The following is a 13642-nucleotide window of genomic DNA, read 5'->3' as shown; positions in this document are numbered from 1 at the left end:
GGATTTATTTTATTTGTATGATGCGTTACTTGACTCTTTTTCTGATGATGGCAGTCTCTACGGCGTTCGCGGGCATGATTGTCCCGATGCCGAACCTGGTGGACCCGCGCGACAAGCAGGTCTATAAGACGGTACAGATTGGCGACCAGCGCTGGATGGCCGAAAACCTGCGGTTCAAGTTGAAGGGTACGTTCTGCTACAACAAGAACGATTCGTACTGCAACGAGTACGGAAGGCTTTATACGTGGGCGGCCTCCATGAGGCTTGTGGACTATTTCAACCATACCGTCGCGAAGGATGCCGTGAAGAAGGTGCACGACGTGTGTCCCAAGGGCTGGCGCGTGCCGACGAACAAGGACTGGAAGAAGCTCAACTATTACGTAACCAAGATGGGGATTAGCGACGGTGCGGGGATAAGCCTCAAATCGAAGGAGGGCTGGGATCGCGAACTTCGCTTGCCTGCAGGGTCCGATGAGTTCGGGTTCAACGCCTTGCCTGCGGGTGAGTTCCACTACGTGGGTGAATTTATGGACAAGGGCGCCTCCACGCAGTTCTGGGCGTCGAACGAGTACGATGCATACGGCGCGTACTTCTGGCGCATTACATACGATTCGAGAACGTTCGAGAAGGTCTACGACGCGAAGGATAACGCCGTGTCGGTGCGTTGCGTCGAGGAGAAGTACTACAAGCCGGTCGAACCGCCTCCGCCGCCAAACTTCGTGAAGGTCGAGGTGGTGACGGTGCAGAACAAGGAAATCCTCACCATTCACGTGGGCGACCAGGTATGGATGGCGAAGAACCTGGACGTAGATGTGCCGGGAAGCTTCTGTTATGGGGGAAAGGAAGAAAACTGCAAGAAGTTCGGGCGCCTCTACACGTGGTCTGCTGCAATGAAGCTCCCTCAGGAATATGGCGAGAAGATTGCCCGCGATTCGGTGAAGCGGACTCACCGCGGTTTGTGCCCTTACGGCTGGCATATCCCGAGCATATACGATTTCGACAGGCTTAACGCCTACCTCAAGGATATCGACGAGGCGGTAGGCGTGGGTGCGAACCTGAAGGCCCGCGACATCTGGCCGGAGTCGGACAACTCCCTGCCTGGCGAGAACGGTTTCGGGTTCAACGCGCTTCCTTCGGGCATATTGCCGGCGAATTTGCCGTTTAGCGGGCTTGATTCCGTGACGGGTTTCTGGAGCACCGCCGAGACGGATTCCGTTACGGCGCTGTTCTGGTCGCTGCGTTATGATAGCGACGACCTGGTGCGAGACAGTGCGGGCAAGGCGGGGGCGTTCCCGGTGCGTTGCCTGATGGACCCGCCTGGCGTGGACGAGATTTACGATAGCACCGCACTGTATGATTCCCGCGACGAGAACCGCTACAAGACCGTAGAAATCGGCGGTACACGCTGGATGGCGGAGAACCTGCGGTTTGCTGCCCCCGGGAGCTTCTGCTACGAGGACAAGGATATCCGTTGCAGGAGTTATGGGAGGCTTTACCCGTGGCATGTGGCGATGCGCCTGCCTGCAGACTTCATCACGAATCCGGTGGAAGGCGCGATTACCGTCGAGCACCAGGGTATTTGCCCTGCGGGTTGGCACGTGCCTTCGCAGAAGGAATGGAGTGACATGATGCTCGGTGTCGCCAAGATGAAGAAGGGTAGCATTGCGGCCGCGCTCAAGATGCGCGAGGGCTGGGTGCGAAGCGGTGCGCCGATTAGCGAGGCTTCGGGCTTCAATGCCATACCTGCGGGTGCGCGTTACAACGACGGCGAGTTTATGGAACTTGGCACGAGTGCGTACTTCTGGGAGGCAAGTGGCGGCGGCGATACGGGTGCGGCCTACTGGAACCTCATCAACAGCAAGGACGATGTGATGCGCGCGGAAGACTTCGAGAATACTGCGTTCTCGCTGCGCTGCGTGAAGAATGCGCCTGTTGCGGCGGATAGCACGAAGGCTGCTACGGCGGGGAATACTGCTCCGGCGGGGGATAGTGCCGCGCCTGCTGGGAATTCTGTTCCGGCGGGGGATGTTGCCGCGCCTGCTGGGAATGCTGCTGCGCAGGGGAATGCTGCTGCGGGTGCCTTGCAGCAGAAATAGTACTTTTTGCAATAAAATAGGACTAAATGCTAATTTTTGTATCGTTTAGTCCTATTTTTGTTAATTTGTGTGTATTACTTTTGGGGTGAATTGCCCCTTTTTTGAAAAAAATGAGCGGAAACGAGGGAAAATGTGTGGTTTTTGAGCGGCACATGAACAACCTATGCTGAAAATCTGTTACTTTGTATGAAAAATATAGGACTAAATGCACAGTTTTCGGGCGTTTAGTCCTATTTTTCGCCCTATAGCGCTGCGGGCCCAGCTATTGCGCCCGGCACCTTAGAACAAACTAAGTTGCCCGTTTGCATCGCCGGCTTTGTTGCCCGAAATGCCACTGCTGTCGATGGCAGGTGATGCCGCGGGGTTGCCTTCGTTGCCTGCGTCGGAATCTGCTGCGGCAATCTGCGCTAAAAGCCATGCCTCGTCGTGCACGGGAATGCCGAGTTCGTTCGCCTTGGTGAGCTTGGAACCGGCAGCTTCGCCCGCGAGGACCCAGCTCGTCTTCTTGCTTACGGAGCCACTGACCTTGCCACCGTTCTCTTCGATGAGCTTGCGGGCTTCGTCGCGGTCCATGCTCGGGAGCGTTCCGGTGATGACTGCGGTTTGCCCCTGGAATAGCGTCTTCACGACGCCCTTGAATTCAGTGGGGCACCCGAGGGCCACGAGTTCGTCAATTTCGTTCGTGTAGAGCGGCGTGTGGAAGAAGTCGTAGACGGATTTCCCGATGCGTTCGCCGACGTCGGTCACGTTCTGCAGGTCTTCGACGGTGGCTGTGCGGATTTTTTCCAGCGTGCGGAAGTGCTTCGCGAGGTTCCTGGCACTTGTGCGGCCCACAAAGCGAATGCCGAGCCCGTGCAACAGGTTCTCGAGGCTACGTTCCTTCGAGGCGGCGATGGCGTCGTAGACGTTCTTCGCGCTCTTCTTGGCCATGCGCTCCTGGGATTCCAAATCCTCGATGGTGAGACGGTACAGGTCCGGGATGCGCTTGATTTTGCCTGTAGCAATCAGGCTTGCGATGAGGGCGGGGCCGAGGTTCTCGATGTTCATGGCCTCGCGGCTCACGAAATGCTCGAACAGGCATTGCACCTGCGCCGCACAGTGCATGTTTTCGCACCGGAGAATGACTTCGCCATCCACGTGCGTCAAAGGCTCGCCACAAACCGGGCATTTTTCGGGGGCGACGACGGGGGAGGCTCCGGCGGGGCGGAGTTCCTTCTTGACGTCGGTAATTTTCGGGATGATTTCGCCGCCCTTCTCGACGCCGACGGTGTCTCCGTAATGCAGGTCTAGGCGCGAGACTTCGTCGAAGTTGTGGAGGGTGGCGCGCTTGACGGTGGTGCCCGCGAGGCGCACGGGGGCGAGGTTTGCCACGGGCGTGACTGCACCGGTGCGGCCCACCTGGAATTCAACAGAAAGGAGCGGCGTGTAGGCGCGCTCGGCCTTGAACTTGTAGGCGATGGCCCAGCGCGGGCTCTTGCTCGTGGTACCGAGGGCGCGCTGCATGGCAAGGTCGTTCAGCTTCACGACCATGCCGTCTATTTCGAAGGGGAGGCTGTCGCGGCTCGCACCAATCTGCTCCGAAATCTTCATGATTTCATCGGTGGTGTCCGCAGTCCAGTAGTCGTTCGTGTGGAACCCGAGGCGCTTGAGCTGTAGCAGGTTTTCTTCGTGCGTCTTGTTGTTGCTTTGCGGTATGTGGTAGGCGAAGAATCGCATCGGGCGAGTCTTGCATTCGGCCACGCTCTTGAGCTTGAGCGAACCCGAGACGGTATTGCGCGGGTTCTGGAAAATCTTCTTGCCTTCCAATATGAACTGCTCGTTCAGGCGCTCGAAAGCTTCGCGCTCCATGTAGACTTCGCCGCGCACCTCGAAAGTGCCCTGCGGGATTTCGCTCGGATCAATCTTCAGTTTCTTCGCGTCAAAGTATTCGGGAATGTCCGCAATCGTAAGTGCGTTCAGGGTCACGTCGTCGCCCTGGGCGCCGTCGCCGCGGGTGGCCGCCTGCTTCAAGCGTCCGTTCTCGTACACGATGGAAAGCGAAACGCCGTCGATTTTCCGCTCGCAGATCCATTTCGCGCGCTTCTTGCCCCCCGCGTCATCCTGAGGGGCTGAATCCAGACTTGCGATTCCATCTTCTGCGGCCCTGACAAACTCCGCCATCTCTTCGGCGCTGTACACGTTCGCGATGCTGAGCATGGGCACGGCGTGCGCGACCTTCGCAAAGTCATTCGTCAGGTCGCTGCCGACCCGCTGCGTGAGCGAACCCTGACCGCGCAGTTCCGGGTACTTCGCCTCGAGCGCTTCCATCTCCTTGAGCCCGAAGTCGAAATCCTGGTCGCTCATGGGGGAGACGCCTTCCTTGTAGTATAGGCGGCTCGCTTCTTCCAGTTGCTTCTTCAGTTCAAAATAGCGGGTAAAGTCGAAATCTTTCTGCTCGGTCATGGCCTTAATATAGCAAGTTTTGCGCAATTTTTTTGCGCAGTCTTTTGGCTCGAATCGTTACTTGTGGAATTAAAAAATTGTGCAGACGATAAGGGCGATGAGGCCTGCGAACATGGCCACCTTCGTGAGCGACTGTGCCCGGCGGTAGTTCTTGCGGTGGGCGCTGAATAGGATTACCGCGAATGTCGGCGTGAGCGCAATGCCTGTGATAATCAGGAACAGCGGCGGGTAGTTGTGCCCGAACACCTTGTCCATGTAGAATACCGGGAGCGGGAGCGAAATCCAGGTGAAGAGGATGATGGCGCCGGCGAGCCTCCTAGCGGTTGCCGAACCTGCGATAAGCGGGAACGTCATGATGCCCGCCTTCAGGTCTCCTGTTTCGTCTTCCAGGTCCTTGTAGATTTCACGCGCAGTCGTGAGCAAAAATGCGAACGGGATTGCCGGGATAATCGCCCAGATGTGTTCTTGTGCGTAGTCGTTTCCTGGTAGGATGAGATTGGATAGTATGAGATAATCCATCAGGGCGTAGAGCAGGGGAGTTGTACACAGGAAGGCGACTGTCATGTTCTTTAACAAGGGTATATGCTTGAGCCACTTGTTGTAGGCTATCAGGAGCACCCCGAGTAAAAAGAAGAAGCCGAGCGGAAGGTATTCAAACGGAGGGGATGAATTTGAATCTCCAAGTCCGCAGAGGAGCATCAGTACGAACAAGGCCATCCAGGTTATGCGTGCGGCCTTTACCGAAACTTTCCCGGTTACGAGCGGGCGTTCCGGGCGGTTCATCTTGTCGCTTTCCAGGTCCAGGATGTCGTTCTGGATGTTCGCAAACCCGATGGCGAATGCGAACCCGAACGCTTCCACTACAACGGTAGACCAGCCAATCCAATCAAAGTCGGAATTGCAGTCGTCGGGCAAGAAAAGCGAATTGGGAAACCCGAGCAGCATATACCCGACCACGAGCGTGATTATCGCAATCACGATGTTCTTGGGGCGGGTCATCTTGATGAGTTCGACAAGCATCGTGTTCCAAATATAAAAAAGGGAATAAAAAAAATCCGGCTTTGAACCGGATCTTTTAGTAGCGGGGGCAGGACTTGAACGCTGCGACCTTCGGGTTATGAGCCCGACGAGCTACCAACTGCTCCACCCCGCGTCGAGGTTGTTGCCATATATAGAAAATTTTTATGGTTATGTCAAGGGTAGAACCGCTTTTTCTGCGAAAATAAGCGAAAAAAAGCAATTTCCCAAAAGATGCTCGCCTACGCGAGCATGACGAAGTGTGCGCTACACGAACTTCTTGAGGATGTGCTTGCTCGAAACGAAGTAGTCGATACCGCTGATGATGGTGATGGCGGTAATGATGCCCATGACGATTGTCGGGAATATGTGCCAGATGTCGCTCAGGCCGGGGACGAGCGCACGCACGGGTTCAATCGCCCCGAGGAGGATTGCCACGATGCCGATTCCCTGGAGGGCCGTCTTCCACTTGCCGCTCCTGCGTGCAGGCATGATGAGCCCCTCGCTGGCGGCGAGCGTGCGGAGAGTCTCCACGCTGGATTCACGGAAGTAGATGAGCGCCACCATCCACACGGGCGCATAGTCCGTGGCGATGAAGCACATGAAAATCGTCATGTTCGAAATCTTGTCGCTGAACGGGTCGAGGTACTTGCCGAGCGTGCTCACTTCGCCCATGGCGCGGGCGAGTTTCCCGTCCAAAAAGTCGGTAAGCATGAACCCGAGAACCATCGCAAGCGCAAGCACCTTGAATACGATGCTGTTGTTGCTGTAGTTCAGGTCGTTGTCGTAGAAGAATACCCAGAGGAAGAACGGCGTGAGCACGATACGGCTCATCGTAAGCTGGCTTGCGATGGAGAGCGGCTTGCGGTGTGCCGGGTCGCGGTAGTACCAATAGGCGTAGGCGACTGTGGAGGCTACAATCAGCAGGATGGTCGCCACCATGCAAATTTGCTGATAGTCCTCGAGGTTCAACAGGTAGACGCCCATCGTAACCGTGGTCGCAAGGTTTGCAAGCTTGGACCAACGGCGTTTTTGCGGCAGTTTCTTGCCTTCGCGCAGCACACCGAGAGAAAACAGGGAATGCGCGATGAGTCGCCCGAGAATAAAGGCGCAGCCGATGCCGAGGAGTTTTTCTGCGCTTTCGGAATAGTAGAGGTCGCGCACGAAAATGCTTGTCATGACGCTGAACTGCAACAGACCGTCGACAACGTTCAGCCAGAGTCTGTAGTAGGGCTTCTCGATTTCCTGGCTACGCAACTGGTAGAGGTTCACCCACCCCATGATGAGGGCGATAAGCACGAAGGCGCAGGCGGTCTTCGCCATGCCGAGCCAGATGAAGATGATGACGCAGACAAAAACGAGCGCCCGTAGTAGGCTCCAGATGCGGCTGCGTAACCGCACGTCTGTTGTGTTTTCGCTCATTCGCAATTCTCCAAAAGTTGTTTCGCGTGCTCGCGCACCGTGGCAGATTCACCGCCCAGCATCCGCACGAGTTCGTCGACACGTCCGTCCGCATCGAGGTTCGTTACGGAGGTGTACGTGCGCCCATCGACTTCCTGCTTGCTTACGGCCAGCTGGTTGTCGGCACGGCTTGCGACCTGGTGCAGGTGGGTGATGGTGAGTACCTGATGGTGCTTGCCCAGGTTTCTGAGCGCAATCCCGATGTTGTTGCCCACTTCACCGCTGATGCCGGAATCTACCTCGTCAAAAATTAGCAAAGGAACGGCGTCGAGTTCTGCCATCACGGTCTTGATGGCGAGCAAAACGCGGCTCAGTTCACCGCCCGATACCGCCTTCTGGAGCGATTTTGCCCCTTCGCCCGGGTTGGGCGCTAACATAAATTCAATCTTGTCGGCCCCGTTCGCGGCAAAGTCCTGCTTTTCGATGCTCGTATGGAAGGTCGCCTTGGGCATGCCGAGCGTGTGGAGATTTCCCTCCACGTCGGCATCGAACTTCTGTGCGGCCGCCTTGCGGATTTCTGTCAGCCTTGTTGCGGCTTCCTGCATCTCGGCCTGGTGCTTTTGGGCCTTGCGGGCGAGTTCCTCGAGGTCTGCATCCAGGTTCTCGAGGCTTTCGAGTTCTTCCTTGCGCTGTGCGGTAAGCGCGATGAGGCCGGCGACATCGGTGCGGTACTTGCGCTTGAGTTTCTGGATGGCAGCAATGCGCGAATTTGCACGGTCGATTTCGGCGGGGGAAAGCGAACGCGCGGGGGAAAGCCGGAGCAGGTCCTTGCAGACGCTTTCGAACGGGTCGGCGACCTCTGCGAGCGAGTTCACGTATTCCTCGTAATGCGGGATTTTCGATGCCAGCGCGCGCATCTTGGATTGCAGAATCTGAACCTGGTCCAGGAGGCCGCTATCGCCGCCGAGAAGCGCCTGGATATCGTTGATGTAGTTGCGTTCCGCTTCGCCCTTGCTCGCGATATTTACCTTGTCTTCGAGTTCTTCCTCTTCGCCTTCGCGGAGGGCCGCCTTCGAGAGTTCGTCGTACTGGAACTTGAGGAAATCCTTCTGGGCGGCGAGGTTCTTCGCCTTGTTCTCGGTTTCCTCGATTTGCGCGAGTGTCTGGTTCCAGGCATTCCAGGCGGCAGTGTATTGCGAAAGCACCTGCGAGTCGTTCGCGAAGTCGTCGAGCATCTGGGCGTGCGTGCGCGTATCGCGGAGCAGGAGTTGCTCGGTCTGGCCATGCATCTGGATGAGGTGCTCTCCGATTTCCTGCAGGTCGGCGAGATTTACCATATTGCCGTTGACGCGCGTGCGGCCCTTGCCGTTCTCGAGAATCTCGCGCCGGATAACGAGCTCGTCGTCACAGTCTATTCCGAGACTTTCGACAATCTTCTTGACTTTCGGTTCGTTGCTGATGTCAAAAATGCCTTCGATGACGGCCTTGCTCTCGCCGGTACGCACCATCGATGCCTGCGCCTTGTCGCCACAGACCATGCGGAGCGCCTTGAGAAGTACGGACTTGCCTGCGCCGGTTTCGCCGGTAATGGCCGTGAACCCTTCGCGGAAAGGGACTTCTGCCTTGGCAATCAGGGTAAAATCGTTTATCGAAAGAGTCTTTAACATAGTGACGATAAATTAGAAAATTCCAAATCGCGCGACCAGACAAATTTTGACATCCGAAAAAAAATTATTTTTCGAACTCGATTACGCTCCGGTAGATGGGCCTGCCTTCTTTCCTGTACTTGCGTTCAAAACCGGTGGTGATGCCCTCGGTCGGTTCTGCGGTATTGCGCACGACGACCTTGCATCCGGGGAAGTTGTCGAACGTTTCAAGCGCAATCTCGTTGTATTCCTTGTGGTCTGTACCCCAGTAGAACAGGCGCTTGCCGGGCTTGAGCACGCGGGCGACCTCGGTCAGGAAGTCGGGGCGCAACAGGCGGTTCTTGTGGTGGCGCTCCTTGGGCCACGGGTCCGGGAAGTACATGTGGAATGCGTCTACGGTGTTGCTCTTTACTGCATCGCGCAAGAAGTAGAATACGTCGCCGCGCAGCATGGACGCGTTGTCGAGCACCCCGCGCTTTTCCATGCGATCATGCGCGAATACGGCCCACGTGTAGTCCCACTCGCTACCCATGATAAAGTAGTCGGGGTGCTTCTGGGCGTAGTCCGCAATAAAGTTGCCCTTGCCGCTCCCGATTTCGACCTCGATGTGGCCGTTCTCGTTTTCGAACATGTCATTCCAGTTGAAATCCAGCTTGTGGGGGAGGCCGTCGGTTGTTTTGATGGGCTTGCGGTCACCGTTCGTGCGGAACACGTAGTGCCAGAGGCTCCTGTGCTCGCTGTCCCGGTTCAAATCGCGGTAGAATTCCGGAATTACGACCTGCTTTTCGCCGGCATCTTCAGTAGCTTCTTCTACGTTCTTGTTGATTACATCTTCACTCATACTTTTCCTATTCCTCCCGCAATAAACATTGCCTAACCTGCAATAAACATCTCGCAACCCAACAACTAATCATCCATTATACATCATCAATCATCAATTAAATAAACGCTACGACCTTCTCTCTAAACTTTTCCGGTATTTCCTTCGCGATAGTCTCGCGGATATACTTTTCCGAATACTTCATCGAGAAGTGCGTGAGGATAATCTGTTCGCACTTGACTTCGTCCCCAAGTTCATTCAGCGCATGTACGATGTGGTCGAGATGCGTGTGCCCCTTCTTGCGGCTCATGGGCTCGTCTTCGGGGGCGATAAACGTGCATTCGGTAACGAGGACTTTCGAGTCGAAAACGGAGCGGTTCTCGAGCAGGCTCTCGCCGAGGCAGTCTCCCATGAAACTCATCTGCGGTTCGAATACCTCGCGTGTAATCTCGACACCTGCCTGCCGAAGTGCGATGATTTCGCTTGCGTCCTTCCCGAGGAACTCGTCCTTGAGCTTTCTCTTGTGCAGGTAGAGCGTGCCGCCCATCGCGGGGACGGAGTGTTTCACCTCAAAGGGTTCCAGGACCATGTCCTTCCTGTAGCGCAGCGGAATGCGTTCTCCCGCCCTGACGGCAACGATTTCCGGGTAACGGAACTTGGCTTCGCTCACTCCTTCGAACATCGCTTCGGCGCGGATCCAGTCCTTTGCCCCTTCATAGATGCTTTCGGGAATGTAGTACACGCTGTCGCGTTCTACGCCCATCATTTTGCGGAGGCTGTGGTGACGCATGAGGCAGCGGGCGTGGTCGCCGTGCGCGTGCGTGAGGAACACGTGGTCGATGGGGGTGGCCGAAAGCGGGCATTCTCCCATGTCGATGCAGAAGTTCATTTCGGGGAACTGCATATACGTTGCAAGTCCCGAAATGGAAAAACCGTAAACGCTCGAGCACGGGGCCTTGTGGTGGACCTGCTTGAGTGCGTTGTGGATGTACTTGCTTTCTGTTGTCACGTTTGTACCGTGGCCTAATTTAGAAAAAAAAGGAACCGCAGGTCATGCGGCTCCGTTTAAAAGGTGTAGCGGGGTCTAGAGTCCCTTTGCCGCTTTTTCCGCCTTCACGATGGTTTCGAAGTCTTCGCAATCCATGCGCTCGATGTTGTTACCCATGGCCTTGCTACGTGTTCTTGCGTTACCCTTTGCTTCGGGGATGCGGAAGCAGAATTCGCGCGTACTGCCGAAGTCGGTCGGGATGCCCATCTTGAATATGCGTGTACGTTCCTTGGAAACCTTGTTGTAGATTTCGTGGTAGTCGTAGGTGTTCTTGATTCTTTCGAGGCGCTTCTCCTGGCTGAAGAGGATCTCGTTCACGATAGGGCCTTCCAGGTAGAGCGGTAGGGAATTCTGGAAACGAAGTTCAAGCTTGTTGCCCGTCTTCACGATGGAAGTCTCGCTGGGCTTAATGAGGTAGCGCTGCTGCGGAATGTTTTTGTAAGCCTTGTTGTGAGCCTTGCGGACGCCGCACATCTCACGCATGTCGGGGTTCGCGACGAAGTCGATGTCACGGCAGATGGGGGGGAGGTTCGTGGGAACTTCAAGATCATCCCCGTTGGACGAACCGGCACAGCCGGAAAAGAATGTCAGGGATGCGAGAAACGCGGTAAGCTTGATGGCGAGGATTTTAGAATTCATGATTCAAATATAAATTTTCTAAAGAAAAAAACATTTCTTTTCTCAAATCTAGTGAAAAAAATTAGCAACTTTGCTCAAAATTGAGATTTTATCCTAAATCTTGTGTAAAAATATTGTTACAAACTATCGCGATGCGGGAGTTTTTTCTTTTTTCGCTTTGGTCTATACACTTTTGGATTTAAAAACCTATCTTTAACCTAGAGAGATTGGGTTACGGTATAAGATGAATATATACAGTTGGAACGTGAACGGTATACGTTCGGCACTCAAGAAAGGATTCGAGGAATGGTTCGCCAGTACGGCACCCGATATCCTCTGCCTTCAGGAGGTTCGAGCCGAAGAAAACCAGGTACCCGACACGCTTCGGAATCCGGAAGGCTACTTTACTTACTGGAATGCGTGCAAGCGCAAGAAGGGTTACAGCGGTGTTGCCGTGTATACCCGCATCGAGCCCGACATGGTGAACTATGGGTTTGATATCGACGAGTTCGACGAGGAAGGCCGCGTGCTTCAGCTCGTGTTTCCGGACTGGGTCCTCAACTCCATCTATTTCCCGAACGGAGGTTCGGGCGACGACCGCCTGGACTACAAGCTGCGCTTTTATGATGCGTTCCTCGAGAACTCGCTGCGTTGGCTTGCGAACGGCAAGCACGTGCTTACGGTGGGCGACTACAATACCTGCCATAAGGAAATCGACATCGCGCGCCCCAAGGAAAACGAGAATATCAGCGGGTTCCTGCCGATTGAACGCGCCTGGATGGACAAGTACGTAGAAAACGGTTTCGTGGATACGTTCCGTAACCTGCACCCCGATACGCGAGAAGCCTATACCTGGTGGAGCAACCGCTTTGGTGCGCGTGCCCGTAACGTGGGGTGGCGTCTGGACTATGCGTTTGTCGATGAAGCGCTCATGCCGAATGTACTGAATTCTGAGATTCATTCCTCCGTGCAGGGTTCGGACCATTGCCCCATCAGCATAGAACTGGAACCGCCGTTCGCGCCGATCCCAATCAAGCCCGCATCCGTAGACGCCGAAATCTAATAGAAAAAGTCGCCCTTTCGAGCGACTTTTCTTAACTTGTCTGTACCGACTACGAGTGCAGGTATTCCACGATGGCATCGTGGATGGTCGTGAACACTTCGCGCAGTTCCTCTTCGTCTTCTTCCAGGAGCGTCACGCGGAAGCCCTTCAAGTCCGTGCAGAAGCTCGTGCTCGGCACCACGCAGATGCCCTTAGCGCCTAGCAGGTAGTACACGAAGCGGTAGTCGAGGTTCGTCGTCTTGCTGCACCATTCTTCCACCTTCTTCTTGATAATCGGGTTGTCGATCTTGAGCGTCTGGTGGCTGTTGAGCGTGCCTTCGCGGAAGATGATGGTGTTGTAGAACGCGCCGTAGGTCGGGTTGAAGTACAGTTCCGGAATGTCCGAAAGGATTTCGTTGATGATGGCGCTACGGCGGCCAATCTTCTCGTTCAGCGCGGTGCGGTGCTCGATAAAGCGCGGGTCGCCCAGCACACGCGGAATGGTCATCTGCGGGAGCGTGGTCGAGCAGACTTCCACCATCTTCGCGTTGTCGATGGCGCGGCAGAAGGCGTCGAACTGTTCGTCCTTGTCGCGGTTGTAGTATTCGGCCCAGCCGCAACGAGCGCCCGGCCACGGGTATTCCTTCGAAATGCCCTTGAGCGCGATGCCCGGGACGTCGCCGATGTATTCGGCCAGGGCATAGGCGTGTGCGCCATTGTACGTAATCTTGTTGTAGATTTCGTCGCAGATGATGAACAGGTTGTAGCGCTTCGCGATGTCCACAATCTTCTTGAGGATGTCGAGCGGGTAGACCATGCCGGTCGGGTTGTCCGGGTTCAAGATGAGAATGCCCGCGATGCTCGGGTTGTACTTCACCTTGTTTTCCAGTTCTTCCAGGTCCGGGTACCAGTGGTTCTCGGGCTGGAGGCTGTAGGTGATGGGGGCCGTGTGGGCGTGTGCCGCCTCGGCGGAACTGTGAGTGCTGTATGCCGGCGCAGGTCCGATGATGCGGGTGTTCATCGAGAGCAGACCGTAGATGGTGGCGATGGCGTCACCGAGACCGTTGAAGAACAGGATGTCGTCGACGTTGATCTGTGCGCCGCCGAGCTTGTTGTTCTCTTTGACCAGGAATTCGCGGGTTTCGAGCATGCCCTTGGAGGGGCAGTAGCCGTAGCTGCGGTTCGTCTTGACGAGGTCGACCACGATGTCCTTGATCCAGTCGGGCAACTGGCACTTCTTTTCGATGGGGTCGCCGATGTTTTCCCAGTGGATGGGGAGGCCGAGTGCCTTGAGCTGGTTTGCCTTCTTCACGATCTCGCGGATTTCGTAAGAGAGTTCCTTGGCACCTTCGCTCAAAAGTCTTCTGCGCATTTTATGCTCCTGTATAGGTATCGAAAATTCTTTTTGCGCTGTAATTATAGCATAAAATTGTTCAAGAATTTCCGTTGTTCCTTGTGGTTAGTGGTTAAAAAGGGGGGTAAATAAGAACGAGCGGTTGCAAAAAGAGCAGC

The 13642-nt window shown here is 55.4% G+C and carries 10 protein-coding genes and 1 tRNA gene; 2 read left to right on the top strand and 9 right to left on the bottom strand.

What is annotated here, in order from left to right; translation table 11 throughout:
* Window positions 1-17: 17 nt before the first annotated feature.
* Window positions 18-2096 carry an FISUMP domain-containing protein gene (locus BUB22_RS03535; RefSeq protein ID WP_073113950.1) on the top strand — a complete coding sequence of 693 codons (2079 nt, stop codon included), beginning with the start codon at window positions 18-20 and terminating at the stop codon, window positions 2094-2096.
* Window positions 2097-2375: 279 nt separating this feature from the next.
* Here BUB22_RS03535 and ligA read toward each other — a convergent pair whose 3' ends face one another.
* The 8 genes from ligA to BUB22_RS03495 all read right to left on the bottom strand — a co-directional run bounded on the left by ligA (window position 2376) and on the right by BUB22_RS03495 (window position 11109).
* Entirely contained in the window at window positions 2376-4538 is a 2163-nt protein-coding gene (gene ligA, locus BUB22_RS03530) for an NAD-dependent DNA ligase LigA (RefSeq protein ID WP_073113949.1), read from the bottom strand.
* A gap of 69 nt (window positions 4539-4607) precedes the next feature.
* Window positions 4608-5558, bottom strand: a complete 951-nt coding sequence (locus BUB22_RS03525) for a geranylgeranylglycerol-phosphate geranylgeranyltransferase (RefSeq protein ID WP_073113948.1) — start codon at window positions 5556-5558, stop codon at window positions 4608-4610.
* 59 nt (window positions 5559-5617) lie between these two features.
* Window positions 5618-5691 (bottom strand) — tRNA-Met (locus BUB22_RS03520).
* A 131-nt stretch (window positions 5692-5822) separates the two neighbouring features.
* On the bottom strand, window positions 5823-6977 hold the full coding sequence (locus tag BUB22_RS03515) for a CDP-alcohol phosphatidyltransferase family protein (protein WP_073113947.1): 1155 nt from the start codon (window positions 6975-6977) through the stop codon (window positions 5823-5825).
* Window positions 6974-8623 (bottom strand): DNA repair protein RecN, encoded by a 1650-nt coding sequence (gene recN / locus BUB22_RS03510; protein ID WP_073113946.1) that lies wholly within the window; start codon window positions 8621-8623, stop codon window positions 6974-6976. Before recN ends, BUB22_RS03515 begins: the two co-directional genes overlap by 4 nt.
* A 64-nt stretch (window positions 8624-8687) precedes the next feature.
* Window positions 8688-9443 (bottom strand): tRNA (guanine(46)-N(7))-methyltransferase TrmB, encoded by a 756-nt coding sequence (locus BUB22_RS03505; RefSeq protein ID WP_073113945.1) that lies wholly within the window; start codon window positions 9441-9443, stop codon window positions 8688-8690.
* A 97-nt stretch (window positions 9444-9540) separates the two neighbouring features.
* Complete coding sequence (locus BUB22_RS03500) at window positions 9541-10431, bottom strand: MBL fold metallo-hydrolase (RefSeq protein ID WP_073113944.1); 891 nt, start codon at window positions 10429-10431, stop codon at window positions 9541-9543.
* A gap of 75 nt (window positions 10432-10506) precedes the next feature.
* Window positions 10507-11109 (bottom strand): hypothetical protein, encoded by a 603-nt coding sequence (locus BUB22_RS03495; protein WP_073113943.1) that lies wholly within the window; start codon window positions 11107-11109, stop codon window positions 10507-10509.
* 223 nt (window positions 11110-11332) lie between these two features.
* On the opposite strand from BUB22_RS03495, the gene BUB22_RS03490 reads away from it, so the two are divergent.
* Window positions 11333-12151 carry an exodeoxyribonuclease III gene (locus BUB22_RS03490; RefSeq protein ID WP_073113942.1) on the top strand — a complete coding sequence of 273 codons (819 nt, stop codon included), beginning with the start codon at window positions 11333-11335 and terminating at the stop codon, window positions 12149-12151.
* Between the two features lie 49 nt (window positions 12152-12200).
* Here the strand turns inward: BUB22_RS03490 and BUB22_RS03485 are convergent, their stop codons facing one another.
* The gene (locus BUB22_RS03485) at window positions 12201-13502 is read right to left on the bottom strand and encodes a pyridoxal phosphate-dependent aminotransferase (RefSeq protein WP_072810561.1); all 1302 of its coding nucleotides are present in this window, start codon (window positions 13500-13502) and stop codon (window positions 12201-12203) included.
* Window positions 13503-13642: the final 140 nt, after the last annotated feature.

Origin of the sequence: Fibrobacter sp. UWCM (genome assembly GCF_900129735.1) — a bacterium.
GTDB lineage: Bacteria > Fibrobacterota > Fibrobacteria > Fibrobacterales > Fibrobacteraceae > Fibrobacter.
Note: the sequence above shows the minus strand (reverse complement) of the source record. Positions and strands in the feature narration are given on the sequence as shown.